Origin of the sequence: Pseudomonas sp. 10S4, from assembly GCF_034344865.1 — a bacterium.
Lineage (GTDB): Bacteria > Pseudomonadota > Gammaproteobacteria > Pseudomonadales > Pseudomonadaceae > Aquipseudomonas.
In genome coordinates this window covers 3,420,664-3,437,780 of record NZ_CP133774.1, presented here as the reverse complement: position 1 = coordinate 3,437,780, position 17,117 = coordinate 3,420,664, and the positions used below count along the sequence as shown (strand labels likewise).

Here is a 17,117-nt window from a genome sequence, read left to right as displayed (position 1 = left end):
TTGCTGTTGATTCATTCTTCGGTGCTATGCACCACCACCAGCAACTGCGCCTGAACCTCCCCCACTGACCGTATCCGATGCGGCTTCTGCGCATTGAAATGCAGCGCATCCCCACGATTGAGCAGCACCCGCTCGTTCATGAAGTCGACCTCCACCTGCCCTTCGTGAACGAACAGAAACTCTTCCCCCAAATGCTCCTTGAAGGTCTTGTCGGTGAATTCGCTCGGCGGGTAAATGATGAACGGCAACAGGCTGCGTTCACTGACCTGATGGGCCAGCACCGCGTAGCCGGGGCTGTGGTCGTTAGCGGCCAGTGACTGGCGTTCGTCGCTGCGCACCAGGCTGTAGCTGTCGAGGCTGATGCTGTCTTCGGAGAACAACTCCTCGACCTTTACGTTCAGCGCCTTGGCCAGTTTCAGTGCAGCAGCAATCGACGGGGTGTTCAGCCCGCGCTCGACTTTCGACAGATAACTCTTGGTCATGCCGGACTTTTCGGCCAGGGCTTCCAGCGTCACGCCGAGTTTTTTTCTGAGTAATTTCAAACGGATAGACATGTAAAGCGATTAATCCATCAAGGAGCCGACGATTTGTCCTTGCCAATGACACAATGTGTCATATAGCCTCTTTAGTGTCATTTGCATTCACCCATGACCTTGCAAGCAACGAGTGAACGGCAAACCCGACGTCCATTGAACCACCCAAAGGACACCGATATGGCCAAGACCTTAGCACTACCCAAAGACCAACTGGTCAAGCAAGCGCTGATCCAGATGCAAAACACCCTGGCGGATAATACGTGGACCGACCGGCAAAAGCTGGCCCTGACCTGCCGCATTCTGTTCGAGAACGGCCACGATTCCGGCCTGGCCGGGCAAATCACCGCTCGCGGCCCGCAGCCTGGCACCTATTACACCCAGCAACTGGGCCTGGGTTTCGATGAAATCACCGCCGGCAATCTGCTGCTGGTCAACGAAGACCTGGAAGTGCTCGAAGGCCACGGCATGCCGAACCCGGCCAACCGGTTCCACAGTTGGGTGTATCGCGCCCGGCCTGATGTGAACTGCATCATTCATACGCATCCGACCCATGTGGCCGCGCTGTCGATGCTCGAAGTCCCGCTGCAGGTATCGCACATGGACCTGTGCCCGCTCTACGAAGATTGTGCGTTTCTCGAAGCCTGGCCGGGGGTGCCGGTGGGCAATGAAGAAGGCGAAATCATTGCGGGCGCACTCGGCGACAAACGCGCGATCCTGCTTTCCCACCACGGCCAACTGTCCACTGGCACGAGCATCGAAGAAGCCTGCGTCATTGCGCAACTGATCGAACGCGCGGCGAAGTTGCAGTTGCTGGCTATGAGCGCCGGGACGATCAAACCGATCTTGCCGGAGCTGGGCCGCGAAGCCCATGACTGGATTTCCAAGCCGAAACGCCACGCCGCCGCCTTCAACTACTACGCTCGGCAGAACCTGCGCCAACACGCCGATTGCCTGAACTGACCCCACTCATTTTCAAGAGGAGCGACAGCATGTCGAACCCATCGATTCACGGCATCATCGGCTACACCATCACCCCGTTTACCGCCAACGGCGAAGGCCTGGATCTGGACGCGCTCGGGCGTTCCATCGATCGCCTGATCGACAGCGGCGTCCACGCCATCGCGCCACTGGGCAGTACCGGCGAAGGCGCTTATTTGAGCGACGCGGAGTGGGATCAGGTCAGCGAATTCAGCATCAAGCACGTGGCCAAACGAGTCCCGACCATCGTCAGCGTGTCCGACCTGACCACCGCCAAAGCCGTACGCCGCGCGCGTTTCGCCGAAGCCCACGGTGCCGATGTGGTGATGGTGCTGCCGGCGTCCTACTGGAAACTCAGCGAAGCGGAAATCCTCGCCCACTACCGCGCCATCGGCGAGAGCACCGGCGTGCCGATCATGCTCTACAACAATCCGGCCACCAGCGGCACGGACATGTCGGTGGAACTGATCCTGCGGATTTTCAACGCTGTCGAAAACGTCACGATGGTCAAGGAAAGCACTGGCGACATCCAGCGCATGCACAAACTGCAACTGCTCGGCGAAGGTCAGGTGCCGTTCTACAACGGTTGTAATCCGTTGGCGCTGGAAGCGTTCGCCGCCGGGGCAAAAGGTTGGTGTACGGCGGCGCCGAACCTGATCCCGCAGCTCAATCTTGATTTGTATGAAGCGGTGCTGGCCAACGACCTGGGCAAGGCGCGTGAGTTGTTCTATCGCCAGTTGCCGTTGCTGGACTTCATCCTCAAGGGCGGCTTGCCGGCGACGATCAAGGCCGGGTTGCGGGCGACCGGGCTGGAAGTCGGTGATCCACGGTTGCCGGTGTTTGCGTTGAGTGAGGCGGGTTGTGGTCAGTTGCAGGGATTGTTGAAAGCGCTGCGCTGAACTTCAGCCATACCCAAAACCCATGTGGGAGCGGGCTTGCTCGCGAAGAGGGAGTGTCAGCCGACAAAAATGTTGTCTGACACACCGCTTTCGCGAGCAAGCCCGCTCCCACAGTGGATTTGAAGGTTGCACTCAAAGCACCGGCAACGTCTTGTCCTTGATCACCTTGGTCGGCCCAATGGCCTTGACGCTGGCGATGCCTTTCTCAAGCGCAGCCTCGGAGGAATAAGCTTCGCTGCTGCCAATGATCTCGTGGTTAGCGGCCGTGAGGTTGAAGTAAGGATGGCCATCCTTGGTGGTCTTTTTCTCGTAGCGTTCGTCCAGCGGGCTGTTGGTCTGCACCGAGGCAATGCCGTTATCGGCGGCGCTGCGGGTGGTGTAGTGCTCGCTGACCAGAATGGTTTCGGCATTGGCCGCTTTCAGCACAAACCGAAACTGGCCGCTGCTGGTTTTGCTCAATTCGTACCATCCGGACATGCTCGTTCTCCTTGGCAATTGAGAGGGTTCGCGCCAAAGAGTAAAGACCACCCGGCTGTTTCTGTCGCCTGGGCCGGCCCCTTCGCGGGCAAGCCTCGCTCCTACGAGGGTATGCGTTCCCCTGTAGGAACGAGGCTTGCCCGCGAAAGCGGTCGACGCGGCCTGCGCTATTTCACCGCCGTGCGCACCACCGACAATTCCGGTGCCGCCACCCGCCGCTGACTCAAATACCGCATGCAACTCACCCGCAAGAACGACGCGAAATTCACCACTTCCCCGCGGTAGTCCATCACCTCTTCATACAGCTTGGCGATCAACTGATTGGTGGTCATGCCGTCGACCTCGGCGATTTCGCTGAGGATGTCCCAGAACTGGTTCTCCAGCCGCAGGGTGGTGACCACCCCGCAGATGCGCAGCGAGCGGGAGCGCGATTCGTAGAGGATCGGGTCGGCTTTGACGTAGAGCTCGCACATGGGAAACGCCCCTTGTTACAGCGTGATTTTGGTGCCCAGCAACCCGAGGAAACCGGCGAGCCAGCTCGGGTGCGCCGGCCAGGCAGGTGCTGTGGCCAGATTGCCTTGAACGTGACCTTCCGTCACCGGGATATCGATGAACGTACCGCCGGCCAGACGGACTTCCGGGGCGCAGGCCGGGTAGGCGCTGCACTCCCGACCTTCGAGAATCCCCGCCGCCGCGAGCAACTGCGCGCCATGACACACAGCGGCGATCGGCTTACCGGCCTTGTCGAAGGCACGCACCAGTTCCAGGACTTTTTCGTTCAGGCGCAGGTACTCCGGCGCACGACCGCCCGGGATCAGCAGCGCATCGTAGTCAGCTTCAGCAACCTTGGCGAAGTCGAAGTTCAGCGCAAACAGGTGACCGGGTTTTTCGCTGTAGGTCTGGTCACCTTCGAAGTCATGGATCGCGGTGCGCACGGTCTGGCCGGCGGTTTTGTCCGGGCACACGGCGTGCACGGTGTGACCGACCATCAACAGCGCCTGGAACGGCACCATCACTTCGTAGTCTTCGACGTAATCACCGACCAGCATCAGAATTTTTTTCGCAGCCATGGGGAGGACTCCTCTGGGAAAACGTGGGCGTGCAGGAGTATTCAAGGTAGTCCTTAATCGGCGGGGCAGGTAATAACCAGCTACTACGGACAATGAGCATTTGTGGCGAGGGAGCTTGCTCCCGCTGGGCTGCGAAGCGGCCCCTTGCATTATGTCCATCCAAACTGTGCAAACAGGTTTTGCGACTGCTGCGCAGCCGAACGGGAGCAAGCTCCCTCGCCACAGGGACCGCGCGCAACTGTACGGATATTTCTGTGCCTAGCTGTAAGCGCCAAAATCAAAGGTTTATGGCTAGATAAAGCCACGTCCAATCACCCTGAATTCTGGTCCCCATCATGTCCTCGCGCGAAAACACCGGCATGGCCCTCGGCCTGCTCGGCGTCGTCATCTTCAGCCTCACCCTGCCCTTCACACGGATCGTCGTGCAGGAACTCCATCCGCTGCTCAACGGCCTGGGCCGTGCGCTGTTTGCGGCGGTGCCGGCGGCGTTGCTGTTGCTGTGGCGGCGGGAAAAGTGGCCGACCTGGAAACAGGTCAAAGGCCTGACCCTGGTGATCGCCGGGGTGATCCTCGGTTTCCCGGTGCTCTCGGCCTGGGCCATGCAAACCTTGCCGGCGTCCCACGGTGCGCTGGTCAACGGCTTGCAACCGCTGTGTGTGGCGCTGTATGCCGCGTGGCTGTCCCACGAACGCCCGTCGAAAGCCTTCTGGGCCTGCGCGGCGTTGGGCAGTGCGCTGGTGCTCGGTTATGCGCTGATCAGCGGCGCCGGCAGTATTCAGGCGGGTGATTTGCTGATGCTCGGGGCGATTGCCGTGGGTGGTCTGGGTTACGCCGAGGGCGGTCGGTTGGCCAAGGAGATGGGCGGTTGGCAGGTGATCTGCTGGGCGCTGGTGCTGTCGACGCCACTGCTGATCGGACCGGTGGTGTACCTGGCGTTGCAGCATCAGGGCGAGATTTCGGCCAAGACCTGGTGGGCGTTTGGCTACGTCTCGCTGTTTTCGCAGTTCATCGGTTTCTTCGCCTGGTACGCCGGGTTGGCGATGGGCGGGATTGCGCGGGTCAGTCAGATCCAGTTGTTGCAGATCTTCTTCACGATTGCGTTTTCAGCGTTGTTCTTTGGCGAACACATCGAGCCGATTACCTGGCTGTTTGCCGCCGGGGTGATTGTGACGGTGATGTTGGGGCGCAAGACCGCCATCAAACCCAATGTGGGAGCGGGCTTGCTCGCGAAAGCGGACTAACAGCCAACGAAAACGTTGGATGTGACGGCCCCTTCGCGAGCAAGCCCGCTCCCACAGGGGATCAGAGCAGGCCGTCAGCCCGCAGCAAGGTTTCCAGACAATGTTCCGTGATCTGGTAGAAATCCTTCAGTTCCTGAATCTTCACCAACAGCTGGGCCGGGTCTACCGGCTCGGCGCGTTTGACCGCCAGGATCATCTTGTTCTTGTTTGTGTGGTCCAGTGAGATGAACTCGAACACCTTGGTCTCGTAGCCGCAGGCCTCAAGGAACAACGCGCGCAAACTGTCGGTAACCATTTCCGCCTGCTGGCCCAGGTGCAAACCGTATTGCAGCATCGGCTTGAGCAGCGCCGGGCTCTGGATTTGCAGGCGGATCTGTTTGTGGCAGCACGGCGAGCACATGATGATCGAGGCGCCGGAACGAATGCCGGTGTGAATCGCGTAGTCGGTGGCGATATCGCAGGCATGCAGGGCGATCATCACGTCCAGTTCGCTCGGCGCCACGCTGCGCACGTCCCCGCACTTGAACACCAGCCCCGGATGCTCGAGCTTCGCGGCGGCGGTGTTGCACAGATTGACCATTTCTTCACGCAGCTCGACGCCGGTGACTTCGCCTTCAGCCTTCAAGGTGTTGCGCAGATAGTCGTGGATCGCGAACGTCAGGTAACCCTTGCCCGAACCGAAATCCGCCACCCGCACCGGTTTGTCCAGCGCCAGCGGCGAGGTGGTCAGGGCATGGCTGAAGACTTCGATGAACTTGTTGATCTGCTTCCACTTGCGCGACATCGCCGGGATCAGTTCCTGCTGCGCATTGGTCACGCCCAGGTCCTTGAGGAACGGCCGGCTCAGGTCGAGGAAGCGGTTTTTCTCACGGTTGTGTTCGGCGGACGGTACTTCGCGCAATTGCTGAGGTTTGCTCTTGAACAGCGAAGATTTGCCCTTTTTGCTGTATTCGAGCTGGGCTTCGTCGGTCAGGGACAGCAAATGCGCATTTTTAAACGCTTCTGGCAGCAGCGCGGCGATGGTCGCCACGCCTTCGGCCACCGGGAAGTTCTTGGTGATGTCGCGGGTCTTGTAGCGGTAGACGAAGGATAGGCAAGGCTGATCCTTAACCGTCAGTTGCTTGATGATCAGCCGCTGCAAGTCCACTTCGCTGCCGACGTACTTGGCCAGCACCAGTTTGATGAAGGCGTTGGCGTCGAGGCTGGCTTGCAACAGGTCGATGAACTGGGCGTGGTGATCCGGCGCGAGGCTGGCGGGAGTGGCGGTGACAGACATGGAGAAAACGGCCTCGGGCGGTGCGAATCGGGGAATGGCGGGTATTTTAGGGGGATGGGGATTGAGGGCACGGGTAATTTCCCGAACGGTGCGAATCCTGAGTCGAAGTGAGATCCCTGTGGCGAGGGGGCTTGCCCCCGTTGGGCTGCGCAGCGGCCCCGGCATTCTTTTAGTTAGACGGTGCTAACCGGTTTGCGACTGCTTCGCAGCCGAACGGGGGCAAGCCCCTCGCCACAATAATGTGTGTCAATTCGGTAGGTTAAATCAGCCCAACACCACCAGCCGATTCGGCAACTCATTCCTCACCTGCGTCACCGGCACATGCACCTTGAGCAATTCGCCGCACGCCTCGATACACGTCACAAACCCTTGCAGCGTCTGACCCTGTTTCACCTGCTGGGTAAACGCCGCGACAATCGCGTCCCAGCTCTTGTCATCCAGCCGCTTGGAAATCCCTTCATCCACCAGAATCTCCACATAGCGCTCGGCCTCGCAGACAAAGATCAACATTCCGGTGCCGCCGATGGTGTGGTGCAGGTTCTGTTCCAGAAACTGCCGCCGCGCCAGGTTCGAGGCGCGCCAGTGGCGAACTCGACGCGGGATCAGATGGGTGGTGACTTTCGGAATCCGGAAGACCAGGCACAGCACGATAAAACTGGCCCACTGCACCAGCAACAGGCTGTGCATGGTCAGCGCGCCAGTCAGGTAATGCACGACACCCGGCACCACCAGCGCCAGCAAACTGGCCCACAGCAGCGGTATGTACGCGTAGTCGTCAGCGCGGGCCGCGAGTACCGTCACCAGTTCGGCGTCAGTCTCGCGCTCGACCCGGGCAATCGCCTCGGCGACTTTGCGTTGTTCGTGTTCAGTCAGTAATGCCATGTTTTTAAGTGCCTGTTCGCTGTTGTTTTTATTGGCAGTGTTATCACCAGCCGCCCGACGAACCGCCGCCCCCGAAACTGCCCCCGCCGCCGCTGAAGCCCCCGCCTCCACCGCCGCCACCAAAACCACCGCCGCCAAATCCGCCACTCGAACCACCTGAACCGCCTCGGCCGACGGGCAGGATACCGAGCATCTGCAGGATGAAAATCGTCAGGATGAACAGCATCACCAGGAACACGAAAACGCCCGGATGACGCGAAACAAAATCGCTTTCCTGATTGCCGCCAGAGTCATACACCGTCGACGGCTCATCCAGCGGACTGCCGCCCAACACCACCAGCATCGCCGCGACCCCGTCGCTGATACCTTTGCTGAAGTTACCGGTCTTGAACGCCGGGGTGATCACCTGGTTGATGATCACCGAACTCTGGGCATCGGTCAGCCTGTCTTCCAGACCATAACCGACTTCGATCCGCAGCTTGCGCTCATCGCGGGCGACGATCAGCAGCGCGCCGTTGTTCTTGTCTTTCTGGCCGATGCCCCAGGCGCGACCGAGTTGATAGCCGAAGTCGGCGATGTCGGTGCCCTGCAAGTCCGGCAACGTCACCACCACCAATTGCTCGCCGGTGGCGGCTTCGTGGGCCTGGAGTTGCTGGGTCAGTTGCTCGCGCACCGCTGGCTCAATCAGTTGGGCGTCATCCACCACCCGACCGGTCAGTGGCGGGAACTTCAACTCGGCCTGAGCCGTGACTGCAAACACCCAGAGCAACAGCACCAGGCCGGATTTGAAGATTCCCATCAGCACCTCTTCCTTAATCATTCACCCGGCGCACTACCAACTGCCGGAAGCCCCGCCACTGCTATTAGCTGTCATCGCTGCTCGAGGATCTGTTCGAGTCCGAGTCCGAATCAGAACTCGAATCGGAACTCGAACTGCTGCTGGAATCGTCAACGTCACTGGAACTGCTGCTCCAGCTCCAGCTCCAACTCGATTCCTGATCAGCCTTCGATTCCCGTCGAAGCAGACTGTCATCGTCTTCATCGTCAGGCGTGTATTTGTCAGTCTCGGACGGGAAGTACTCCTTCTCTCGCCACGAGCCGAGAAACGCCGCGACTAGAATCCCCAGAAAGACAATAAAGAACACCGCCTTTACCCACCAAACCCAGTCAATCAACTCTAGCCAACTTCTTTCCACCGAACGACTGACCACCCTTGGTACATCGGTGGGCACAAGCATTCTTACGATTGAGGTCGTCCCGGCAATGATCCCTGATGAATACAGATCATCCTTGAAATAAGGAACGATCGATTCATTGATCATATATCCGGCCCACATCTTATTGATCTGCCCCTCCAGTCCGGACCCGACTTCGATCCGCACCTTTCGCTCATCGCGCGCCACCAGCAGCAGGACGCCGTTATTTTTGTCCTTCTGCCCGATGCCCCAGTGCCGGACCAGTTGCACACCGAACTCCTCGATGCTGTAGCCACCCAGGCTCGGGACCGTGACCACCACCACTTGATCGCTCGTGGACTGTTCCAGGCGTTCAAGCATCTGCTGAAGGTAAAGCACCGCCGAAGGCGTCAAGAGTTGAGCGGTATCGACGACTCGTCCGGTGAGTTGGGGAAACAGACTTTCCAGGGGCTCTGCCGTCGCGGCGACCGGTTTGGGCTCGACCTGCGAAACGGGTTGCGCCTGGCGCAACGCTAACCCGTCCGTGGGTGTTGGAGCCTGTTGCTGCGCCATCACGGCGCAACTGCTAACCAGCCACAGCGACAGCAGCGTGCTCTGCAGCACGCGCTGTACGCCGCCCATCAAAATTTAACTTGCGGCGCTTTTTCGGCGTCCGGGCTGGTGGCTTCGAAGGTTTCGCGGATCGGCAAATCGCTGTACATCACGCTGTGCCAAAGGCGACCGGGAAAGGTGCGAATTTCGGTGTTGTATTTCTGCACCGCGAGGATGAAGTCGCGGCGGGCCACGGCGATGCGGTTCTCGGTGCCTTCAAGTTGCGATTGCAGCGCCAGGAAATTCTGGTTGGCCTTAAGGTCCGGGTAGCGCTCGGACACCACCATCAAACGACTCAAGGCACCGGTCAACTGATCCTGGGCCTGCTGGAACTGTTTGAGTTTTTCCGGGTTATCCAGCGTCTTGGCATCAACCTGGATCGACGTCGCCTTGGCCCGGGCTTCGATCACCGCGGTCAGGGTTTCTTCTTCGTGCTTGGCGTAGCCCTTGACGGTCTCCACCAGGTTGGGAATCAGGTCGGCGCGGCGCTGATACTGGTTCTGCACCTGGCCCCAAGCGGCTTTGGCCTGTTCGTCGAGGGTCGGGATGTTGTTGATGCCGCAGCCGGCCAGCAGCGTGGTCAGCAGCATCAGCGCTGCGACTCGCAGGGCCGGGCGATAGTTGAGTCGTACATTCATGTAAGTGATGCTCCCGTGCACAATCCGTTGAAAAACTGCCTGTAACCTTTGAATCGGGCTCTTGGGGCAAAATCTGCCGCCGCCACTGGATTGCAGCGTGCCAATGGGCTAAAAGATGCCCCCAGTACTAAAACGCGTCAGAAGTGTGCTGCATTTACTTGAACAACAATAGTCGCTCCCTAAATTTTGGCTGACCGGTGCGTATTCACTGCCGTTTAGGCCTTTGAGAAAACTATTCATGAAGAAGCTGTGTTTGCTGGGCCTGTTCGTCAGCCTGGCCAGTCATAACGTATTGGCCGCCACGACCCCCGCACCTCTAGAGAACAAGGACGCTTTCATCAGCAATTTGATGAAGCAGATGACCCTCGATGAAAAAATCGGCCAGTTGCGCCTGATCAGCATCGGCCCGGAAATGCCGCGCGAGCTGATCCGCAAGGAAATCGCAGCCGGCAACATCGGCGGTACGTTCAACTCCATTACCCGCCCGGAAAACCGTCCGATGCAGGACGCGGCCATGCGCAGTCGGTTGAAGATCCCGATGTTCTTCGCCTATGACGTGATCCACGGCCACCGGACCATTTTCCCGATCAGCCTCGCCCTGGCCTCAAGCTGGGACATGGACGCCATCGCCCGCTCCGGGCGCATTGCCGCCCAGGAAGCCTCCGCCGACAGCCTCGACATCACCTTCGCGCCGATGGTCGACATTTCCCGCGACCCGCGCTGGGGCCGCACGTCCGAAGGTTTCGGTGAAGACACTTATCTGGTGTCGCGGATTGCCGGCGTAATGGTCAAGGCCTTTCAGGGCCAGGGCGCCAACGCCGCCGACAGCATCATGGCTAGCGTCAAACACTTTGCCTTGTACGGCGCGGTCGAGGGCGGTCGCGACTACAACGTCGTCGACATGAGCCCGGTCAAAATGTACCAGGACTACCTGCCGCCCTACCGCGCCGCCATCGACGCCGGTGCTGGCGGGGTCATGGTTGCGCTGAACTCGATCAACGGCGTGCCGGCCACCGCCAACACCTGGCTGATGAACGACCTGTTGCGCAAGGAATGGGGCTTCAAGGGCCTGGCAGTCAGCGACCACGGGGCGATTTTCGAGCTGATCAAGCACGGCGTCGCGGCGGACGGTCGTGAAGCAGCGAAGCTGGCAATCAAGGCCGGCATCGACATGAGCATGAACGACACCCTGTACGGCAAAGAGCTGCCCGGGCTGTTGAAGGCTGGCGAAATCGAACAGAAAGACATCGACAACGCCGTGCGCGAAGTGCTCGGCGCCAAGTACGACATGGGCCTGTTCAAGGACCCGTACCTGCGCATCGGCAAGGCTGAAGATGACCCGGCCGACACTTACGCTGAAAGTCGTCTGCACCGCCCGCAAGCCCGTGACGTTGCACGCCGCAGCCAGGTGTTGCTGAAAAACCAGAACGAAACCCTGCCGCTGAAGAAAACCGCGAAAATTGCCTTGGTCGGTCCACTGGCCAAAGCGCCAATCGACATGATGGGCAGTTGGGCCGCTGCTGGTAAACCGGCGCAATCAGTCACGCTGTTCGACGGCATGAACGCCGCCATGGCCGACAAAGCGACGCTGATCTATGCGCGCGGTGCCAACATCACCAGCGACAAGAAAGTCCTCGATTACCTCAACTTCCTGAACTTCGATGCCCCGGAAGTGGTGGATGATCCACGCCCGGCCCAAGTGCTGATCGACGAAGCGGTGAAAGCCGCCAGGGATGCTGACGTGGTTGTGGCAGCCGTCGGCGAATCCCGTGGCATGTCCCACGAGTCGTCGAGCCGTACCGACCTGAACATCCCGGCCAATCAGCGTGAGCTGATCAAGGCGTTGAAAGCCACCGGCAAGCCACTGGTGCTGGTATTGATGAACGGCCGTCCGCTGTCGATTGTCGAAGAGAAAGACCAGGCTGATGCAATCCTGGAAACCTGGTTCAGCGGCACCGAAGGCGGCAACGCCATCGCTGATGTGCTGTTCGGCGACTACAACCCGTCGGGCAAACTGCCGATCACCTTCCCGCGTTCGGTGGGTCAGATTCCTACCTACTACAACCACCTGAGCATTGGCCGGCCGTTCACGCCGGGCAAACCGGGCAACTACACCTCGCAGTATTTCGATGACACCACCGGGCCGCTGTTCCCGTTTGGTTTCGGCTTGAGCTACACCAGTTTCAGCGTGGACGACATGGCCCTGTCGTCGACCACCCTGAACAAGACCGGCAAACTCGACGCCAGTGTCACGGTAAAAAACACCGGCAAGCGTGACGGCGAAACCGTGGTGCAGTTGTACATCCAGGACGTGACCGGCTCGATGATCCGCCCGGTCAAGGAACTGAAGAACTTCCAGAAAATAATGCTCAAGGCCGGCGAACAGAAAGTCGTGCACTTCACCATTACCGAGGACGACCTGAAGTTCTACAACGCCCAGCTCAAATACGCTGCGGAACCGGGCAAGTTCAACGTGCAGATCGGCCTGGACTCCCAGGACGTGACGCAGCAGAGCTTTGAATTGCTGTAATTATCCAGACGCCACAAAACCTGTGGGAGCGAGCTTGCTCGCGATGAGGTCATAACATCCAACATCTACGTTGACTGTTAAACCGCCATCGCGAGCAAGCTCGCTCCCACAGTTGTTTCGAGTTGCGATCAAATTTTGTGTTCGACGCCAATCCAATGTGGGAGCGAGCCTGCTCGCGATAGCGGTCTGTCAGTCAGCAAATTTGTCGACCGTTAAGCCGTCTTCGCGAGCAAGCCCGCTCCCACATTGGTATTCGGTGTAAGCGACTATCCGCGTCGATCCAGAATGTTCACCACCACCCGATCCACCCATCCCCAAATCCGTTGCTTGACCCGCCGCCACAGCGGTCGGCGTTGCCATGCCTCGAGGCTGACTTCCTGGCTCTGGGCAAAGTCCTTCTCGAAACTCGCCGTCACCGCCGCCGTCAATCCGGGGTCCAGCGCTTCGAGGTTGGCTTCCAGGTTGAAGCGCAAGTTCCAGTGGTCGAAGTTGCACGAACCGATGCTCACCCAGTCGTCCACCAGCACCATTTTCAGGTGCAGGAAACACGGCTGGTACTCGAAGATTTTCACCCCGGCCTTGAGCAGTCGCGGGTAGTAGCGATGCCCGGCGTAGCGTACCGACGGGTGATCGGTGCGCGGCCCGGTCAGCAGCAGGCGCACGTCGATGCCGCGCGCGGCAGCCTTGCGCAACGAGCGGCGAACTTTCCAGGTCGGCAGGAAATACGGCGTGGCCAGCCAGATCCGGCGTTGGCCGCTATTCAACGCGCGGAACAGCGACTGCAAAATATCCCGGTGTTGACGGGCATCGGCATAGGCAACCCGGCCCATACCCTCGCCCACGGACGGTACGCGCGGCAAACGCGGCAGGCCGAAGTGCGAGGCCGGTCGCCAGGCGCGGCGGTGACGGTTGGCGATCCATTGGCGGTCGAACAGCAATTGCCAGTCGAGCACCAGCGGGCCAGTGATTTCCACCATCACTTCATGCCATTCGCTGGTGTCTTCGCCCGGCGTCCAGAATTCGTCGGTGACCCCGGTGCCGCCGACCACTGCCATGTTCTGATCCACCAGCAACAGCTTGCGGTGATCGCGATAGAAGTTGCCGACCCAACGCCGCCAGCTCAGGCGATTGTAAAAACGCAACTCCACCCCGGCAGCCGTCAATCGTCGGCGCAGGTTTAACGTGAACGCCAGGCTGCCGTAGTCATCGAACAGGCAACGCACTCGCACACCACGTTCGGCGGCTTGAACCAATGCCTGGACCATGGCCTCGGCGCAGGCGCCCGCCTCCACCAGATACAGCTCCAGTTCGACCTGCTCTTCAGCGCGGGCAATCGCCACCAACATCCGCGGAAAGAACTGCGGACCGTCGATCAGCAATTCAAAGCTGTTGCCTTCACGCCACGGAAATACGGCACCGGCCATGTCAGCGCGCCGTGAAAATCAGTACCGCACCCACCGGCACCGACAGACTGATGGCCGACAAACCGGCAACCTTGCGCAAACTTTCCAGGCCGGGGGCCAGGTCGAAATCTTCAGCGTTGATCACCAGCGGCTCCAGAGTCACCACTTGAAAGCGCCGGTCATCGAGCCGGGTCGCCAGCAGTTCGGCGTTGTATTGATGTTGTTTACCATGAAGGCTGACAGTCAGCGGCAAACGCAATTCCAGCTGTGCGCCGGGGGCGAGGTCGTTGATTGGGCGCAGATCGATCTGCGCGGTGATCAACGCTTCGGGGAAGGTCTGGATCTCGAACAGATCCTTGCGCATCCGCTCGTCACGCAGCGGGATACCGCTGTTCACCGAGTCCATCTCGACTTCGACCTGCGCCAGCCCGGTAGGGTCGACCTTACCGTGCAAGACCAAAAAGCGCTGCACCTCGGAGACGTTGGCGTTTTTGGTGCTGATGAACGACAGCCGCGACGACTCACCGTCCAGGTACCAATCGGCATGGGCCGACAGCGTGGCACCGGCCAGCAGCAGGAGGGCGAAGGTTTTGGAGAGGAAGCGGTTGAACATAAACACTCGTGGGGCAGATAAACCTGCACGAACCTTAACTGGCCTGAGGCGGGTTGCAAACTGTCAGTCACTGACACCCTGCTTTTTGTGGTGAGGGGGCTTGCTCCCGTTCGGCTGCGAAGCAGACGTAAACCTGCGAAGGTGATCTACCTGAGGGAATTCATCGTATGGACTTGGGAGTGCTTCGCACTCCAACGGGGGCGAGCCCCTCACCACAAGAGCCTCGCAAAGATCAGGGTTGCAGGCGACAGCCTTGGCGCTCGCTGATCCACTTCGCGTTATTGCTGCGTCCCATACCACTGACTGTCACGCGTTTTCCGGCTTCGTCATCGATAAACCCGCTGAAGGGCAACCACTGCTTCACGTAGCCACGGCAGTACTCGACGTCGTTGTTCATCACATACCGGCACGAGCAATATTCCTTGGCGGTGTAGGCGCTGATGATGTCCGGAAATGCCCACAGCGCGACCCGCTCCTGCCAGATCCAGCCGAGCAAGGCGAATAACAGCAGCAGTAACAGCGTGCTGAAGGGGCGGCGGCGAATAAAACTCATGGCTGCACCTTCTCGGCAAATGCCTTGAGCGCGAGTTTGAGCAGTTCGTTGTGCCGATAAGTATCATCGCGATCATCGGCATAGCGGACGATCACCAGTTTTTCGCCAGGAATCACATATAGCGCCTGCCCCCAGTGCCCCAACGCCGCAAAGGTGTCGGCCGGTGCGTCGGGCCATGGTTGCGTCGCGCCATCCACCGCGCGATTGAGCCACCACTGGCCGCCGGGCACGGCGTCGTCCTGATGGGCGCGATAACCGGCGAAAGGCTCGCGGTTGAAGGCGACCCAGTCCTTGGGCAGCAATTGTCGATCCTGCCAACGACCATCGCGGGCCATCAACAGCCCGACCCGCGCCAGATCCCGGGCGGTGAGGTAGGCATAGGACGAGGCGACGAACGTCCCGCTGGCGTCGGTTTCCCAGACGGCTTGGCGAATTCCCAGCGGTTCGAACAACGCGGTCCATGGATAGTCCGGATAACGACTCGGGCCGACGATGTTTTTCAATGCGGCCGAAAGCAGATTGCTGTCGCCGCTGGAATAACGGAACGCCTGGCCTGGCACGGCGTATTCATCGTGCCCGGCAGTGAACGCGGCCATGTTCGCGTGGCCACGGGTGTAGAGCATCGCCACCACCGAGGATTTCAGCGGCGCGTATTCGTAGTCTTCCTGCCAGTCCAGGCCGGAAGCCCAGTGCAGCAGGTCGGCCAGGGTGATCGCCGGGTGATTCTCCAGCGCCGGATAGAACTTCACCGCCGGGTCCTGCAACGTGAACAAGCCTTCGCCATAGGCCACACCGAGGACCGTGGCCATCAGGCTTTTGCTGATGGACCAGGTCAGGTGCGGGGTGTCGGCGGTGGTTGGGCCGGCGTAGCGTTCGTAGATCAGTTGACCGTCGCGGATGACCAGCAAGGCGTCGGTGCGGATGCCTTTTCGGGTGCTGTCATCGCGGCTTGGGAAGGCGTAGGTTTCCAGGGCTTCGAGTGCCGGACCAGTGACTTTCGAGCCTTGTGACCACTGCTCGCCGGGCCAGTTTTCGGCGTGGGCCGTGGCGCTGAGCAGCAGCATGAAAAGCAGGGACAAGCCTTTGAACATGGTGAGGGCTCGGGGGGATGAATCTGCTGAGCCTAGACGAGGTTGATGACAGTTTTGGAGTTTGTGTCGGCCATGGCTACGTCTTCGCGGGCAAGCCTCGCTCCTACAGGGGTTTTATGGAGGCACATTATTGGTGACCTACACAAATCCCCTGTAGGAGCGAGGCTTGCCCGCGAAGAGGCCGGTCAATCCAGCGAAGATCCAGCAAGTGCCTTGGCCAATCGCTTCCCCCGCGCCCCCGCCGCCAACTCCATCACCGCTTGATCGCGCAGCCACATCGTCGCCCACAGCGGCAACCCGTCGGCCATCGCCTGATCCACCTCAGCCTTAAGCCCCTCAAACTGCGCAAACAACCCGCCCAACAGCACATGCCCAGCCGGATTGTTCGGCGCCTGACGACTGGCTTCCGCACACCCGGCCAATAGCGCCAGCAACCGCAGTTGCAAGGTTTGCGGCCAGTTGCTGTCCTGTCCGACGCCGTACAGCCACGCGGTCATGGCGCTCAACACATAGATGTCTTCCAGGGTGCGGAACGGTTTGACGTAAGCGTCCCAGCCATCGCCGGCCAGCAACTCGCAAAAGGCGTTGTCGAGAAATACCCGGCCGTGGCTGATGTCCGGCATCAGCCCGATGGCCGGGAGTTTTTCCAGGCGCACGCCCGGTTCACCGGGATACACCACCGCCAGACTCAGTCGCGGGTCTTCGCCGAGTGCTTCGCTGCGGGCGGCGATCAGCAGCCAGTCGGCGGCATCGCCGGCGGTGACGAAATCCTTGCGCCCGTTCAGGCGCAGGTCCTGGAGCCGGGTCTGCATGTCTGCCGGGCGCAGGCTGCGCTGTTCGGTCGCGCACAAGGCGCCGAGGCTCAACGGCGCGCTCGGCCACAGCACACGCAACGCCGCCTGATAACCCACCAAAAACGCCAGACCCGGCGTCGCCATCAGGCGTGCGCCGGCCACCGCCAGTTCGAACGGCGTGACCGTGCCCAACTGATGCAACAAGGTCGCAAAGCCTTCGGCCAGGTCAGGATTGGCGGGCAGACGTTCGCGGCGATTCAACAGGGTTTGCCAGGGCATAAGAGGCTCCTTGTGGGCTGTCATATAAGCATCACCAAAGCTTAACGGCGATGACACCGGGGCTACATAG

18 protein-coding genes are annotated in these 17,117 nt (G+C 60.1%); 4 read left to right on the top strand and 14 right to left on the bottom strand.

The window, feature by feature from the left end; all coding sequences use genetic code 11:
• Positions 1-11: 11 nt before the first annotated feature.
• Complete coding sequence (locus RHM58_RS15915; protein WP_201201381.1) at positions 12-554, bottom strand: helix-turn-helix domain-containing protein; 543 nt, start codon at positions 552-554, stop codon at positions 12-14.
• A gap of 159 nt (positions 555-713) precedes the next feature.
• Here RHM58_RS15915 and RHM58_RS15910 point away from each other — a divergent pair, with 159 nt between their 5' ends.
• Positions 714-1,496, top strand: a complete 783-nt coding sequence (locus tag RHM58_RS15910) for an aldolase (protein ID WP_201201379.1) — start codon at positions 714-716, stop codon at positions 1,494-1,496.
• A 29-nt stretch (positions 1,497-1,525) separates the two neighbouring features.
• Entirely contained in the window at positions 1,526-2,413 is an 888-nt protein-coding gene (locus RHM58_RS15905) for a dihydrodipicolinate synthase family protein (RefSeq protein WP_322270722.1), read from the top strand.
• A 132-nt stretch (positions 2,414-2,545) separates the two neighbouring features.
• Here the strand turns inward: RHM58_RS15905 and RHM58_RS15900 are convergent, their stop codons facing one another.
• The 3 genes from RHM58_RS15900 to RHM58_RS15890 form a co-directional block, all read right to left on the bottom strand.
• Entirely contained in the window at positions 2,546-2,890 is a 345-nt protein-coding gene (locus RHM58_RS15900; RefSeq protein ID WP_201201375.1) for a YegP family protein, read from the bottom strand.
• Between the two features lie 167 nt (positions 2,891-3,057).
• Positions 3,058-3,363, bottom strand: a complete 306-nt coding sequence (locus RHM58_RS15895; RefSeq protein ID WP_201195320.1) for a ribbon-helix-helix domain-containing protein — start codon at positions 3,361-3,363, stop codon at positions 3,058-3,060.
• 15 nt (positions 3,364-3,378) lie between these two features.
• On the bottom strand, positions 3,379-3,960 hold the full coding sequence (locus tag RHM58_RS15890) for a DJ-1/PfpI family protein (RefSeq protein ID WP_201255973.1): 582 nt from the start codon (positions 3,958-3,960) through the stop codon (positions 3,379-3,381).
• A 335-nt stretch (positions 3,961-4,295) separates the two neighbouring features.
• Between RHM58_RS15890 and RHM58_RS15885 the strand changes: the two genes are divergently transcribed.
• Positions 4,296-5,201, top strand: a complete 906-nt coding sequence (locus tag RHM58_RS15885; RefSeq protein ID WP_201201373.1) for a DMT family transporter — start codon at positions 4,296-4,298, stop codon at positions 5,199-5,201.
• A 61-nt stretch (positions 5,202-5,262) separates the two neighbouring features.
• Here RHM58_RS15885 and RHM58_RS15880 read toward each other — a convergent pair whose 3' ends face one another.
• From RHM58_RS15880 to RHM58_RS15860, 5 genes are all read right to left on the bottom strand, one after another.
• A complete protein-coding gene (locus RHM58_RS15880) occupies positions 5,263-6,477 on the bottom strand; it encodes a class I SAM-dependent methyltransferase (RefSeq protein ID WP_201255972.1) in 1,215 nt (404 codons plus the stop codon).
• 264 nt (positions 6,478-6,741) lie between these two features.
• Positions 6,742-7,359: a TPM domain-containing protein gene (locus RHM58_RS15875; protein WP_322270721.1), complete on the bottom strand. Its 618-nt coding sequence runs from the start codon at positions 7,357-7,359 to the stop codon at positions 6,742-6,744.
• Positions 7,360-7,402: 43 nt separating this feature from the next.
• Positions 7,403-8,158 (bottom strand): TPM domain-containing protein, encoded by a 756-nt coding sequence (locus RHM58_RS15870; RefSeq protein ID WP_201255970.1) that lies wholly within the window; start codon positions 8,156-8,158, stop codon positions 7,403-7,405.
• Between the two features lie 64 nt (positions 8,159-8,222).
• The gene (locus RHM58_RS15865; protein ID WP_322270720.1) at positions 8,223-9,176 is read right to left on the bottom strand and encodes a TPM domain-containing protein; all 954 of its coding nucleotides are present in this window, start codon (positions 9,174-9,176) and stop codon (positions 8,223-8,225) included.
• Entirely contained in the window at positions 9,176-9,784 is a 609-nt protein-coding gene (locus RHM58_RS15860; RefSeq protein WP_201255968.1) for a LemA family protein, read from the bottom strand. Before RHM58_RS15860 ends, RHM58_RS15865 begins: the two co-directional genes overlap by 1 nt.
• 238 nt (positions 9,785-10,022) lie before the next feature.
• Between RHM58_RS15860 and bglX the strand changes: the two genes are divergently transcribed.
• The gene (bglX, locus tag RHM58_RS15855) at positions 10,023-12,314 is read left to right on the top strand and encodes a beta-glucosidase BglX (RefSeq protein WP_322270719.1); all 2,292 of its coding nucleotides are present in this window, start codon (positions 10,023-10,025) and stop codon (positions 12,312-12,314) included.
• A gap of 266 nt (positions 12,315-12,580) precedes the next feature.
• Here bglX and RHM58_RS15850 read toward each other — a convergent pair whose 3' ends face one another.
• The 5 genes from RHM58_RS15850 to RHM58_RS15830 all read right to left on the bottom strand — a co-directional run bounded on the left by RHM58_RS15850 (position 12,581) and on the right by RHM58_RS15830 (position 17,047).
• The gene (locus RHM58_RS15850; protein WP_201255967.1) at positions 12,581-13,738 is read right to left on the bottom strand and encodes a phospholipase D-like domain-containing protein; all 1,158 of its coding nucleotides are present in this window, start codon (positions 13,736-13,738) and stop codon (positions 12,581-12,583) included.
• A 1-nt stretch (position 13,739) separates the two neighbouring features.
• Positions 13,740-14,330: a YceI family protein gene (locus RHM58_RS15845; RefSeq protein WP_201201356.1), complete on the bottom strand. Its 591-nt coding sequence runs from the start codon at positions 14,328-14,330 to the stop codon at positions 13,740-13,742.
• A 232-nt stretch (positions 14,331-14,562) separates the two neighbouring features.
• A complete protein-coding gene (locus tag RHM58_RS15840; RefSeq protein WP_201255966.1) occupies positions 14,563-14,883 on the bottom strand; it encodes an amidase in 321 nt (106 codons plus the stop codon).
• Positions 14,880-15,974 carry a serine hydrolase domain-containing protein gene (locus RHM58_RS15835; RefSeq protein WP_201255965.1) on the bottom strand — a complete coding sequence of 365 codons (1,095 nt, stop codon included), beginning with the start codon at positions 15,972-15,974 and terminating at the stop codon, positions 14,880-14,882. Before RHM58_RS15835 ends, RHM58_RS15840 begins: the two co-directional genes overlap by 4 nt.
• Positions 15,975-16,159: 185 nt before the next feature.
• Positions 16,160-17,047, bottom strand: a complete 888-nt coding sequence (locus RHM58_RS15830) for an acyl-CoA dehydrogenase family protein (protein WP_322270718.1) — start codon at positions 17,045-17,047, stop codon at positions 16,160-16,162.
• Positions 17,048-17,117: the final 70 nt, after the last annotated feature.

What these genes read in the sequence shown, in the direction of transcription:
- RHM58_RS15870 (WP_201255970.1), bottom strand. Translation starts at nt 8,158, where the DNA reads ATGGGAATCTTCAAATCCGGCCTGGTGCTGTTGCTCTGGGTGTTTGCA.
- RHM58_RS15865 (WP_322270720.1), bottom strand. Translation starts at nt 9,176, where the DNA reads ATGGGCGGCGTACAGCGCGTGCTGCAGAGCACGCTGCTGTCGCTGTGG.
- RHM58_RS15845 (WP_201201356.1), bottom strand. Translation starts at nt 14,330, where the DNA reads ATGTTCAACCGCTTCCTCTCCAAAACCTTCGCCCTCCTGCTGCTGGCC.
- RHM58_RS15850 (WP_201255967.1), bottom strand. Translation starts at nt 13,738, where the DNA reads ATGGCCGGTGCCGTATTTCCGTGGCGTGAAGGCAACAGCTTTGAATTG.
- RHM58_RS15830 (WP_322270718.1), bottom strand. Translation starts at nt 17,047, where the DNA reads ATGCCCTGGCAAACCCTGTTGAATCGCCGCGAACGTCTGCCCGCCAAT.
- RHM58_RS15875 (WP_322270721.1), bottom strand. Translation starts at nt 7,359, where the DNA reads ATGGCATTACTGACTGAACACGAACAACGCAAAGTCGCCGAGGCGATT.
- RHM58_RS15895 (WP_201195320.1), bottom strand. Translation starts at nt 3,363, where the DNA reads ATGTGCGAGCTCTACGTCAAAGCCGACCCGATCCTCTACGAATCGCGC.
- bglX (WP_322270719.1), top strand. Translation starts at nt 10,023, where the DNA reads ATGAAGAAGCTGTGTTTGCTGGGCCTGTTCGTCAGCCTGGCCAGTCAT.
- RHM58_RS15860 (WP_201255968.1), bottom strand. Translation starts at nt 9,784, where the DNA reads ATGAATGTACGACTCAACTATCGCCCGGCCCTGCGAGTCGCAGCGCTG.
- RHM58_RS15885 (WP_201201373.1), top strand. Translation starts at nt 4,296, where the DNA reads ATGTCCTCGCGCGAAAACACCGGCATGGCCCTCGGCCTGCTCGGCGTC.
- RHM58_RS15915 (WP_201201381.1), bottom strand. Translation starts at nt 554, where the DNA reads ATGTCTATCCGTTTGAAATTACTCAGAAAAAAACTCGGCGTGACGCTG.
- RHM58_RS15900 (WP_201201375.1), bottom strand. Translation starts at nt 2,890, where the DNA reads ATGTCCGGATGGTACGAATTGAGCAAAACCAGCAGCGGCCAGTTTCGG.
- RHM58_RS15910 (WP_201201379.1), top strand. Translation starts at nt 714, where the DNA reads ATGGCCAAGACCTTAGCACTACCCAAAGACCAACTGGTCAAGCAAGCG.
- RHM58_RS15880 (WP_201255972.1), bottom strand. Translation starts at nt 6,477, where the DNA reads ATGTCTGTCACCGCCACTCCCGCCAGCCTCGCGCCGGATCACCACGCC.
- RHM58_RS15890 (WP_201255973.1), bottom strand. Translation starts at nt 3,960, where the DNA reads ATGGCTGCGAAAAAAATTCTGATGCTGGTCGGTGATTACGTCGAAGAC.
- RHM58_RS15905 (WP_322270722.1), top strand. Translation starts at nt 1,526, where the DNA reads ATGTCGAACCCATCGATTCACGGCATCATCGGCTACACCATCACCCCG.
- RHM58_RS15835 (WP_201255965.1), bottom strand. Translation starts at nt 15,974, where the DNA reads ATGTTCAAAGGCTTGTCCCTGCTTTTCATGCTGCTGCTCAGCGCCACG.
- RHM58_RS15840 (WP_201255966.1), bottom strand. Translation starts at nt 14,883, where the DNA reads ATGAGTTTTATTCGCCGCCGCCCCTTCAGCACGCTGTTACTGCTGCTG.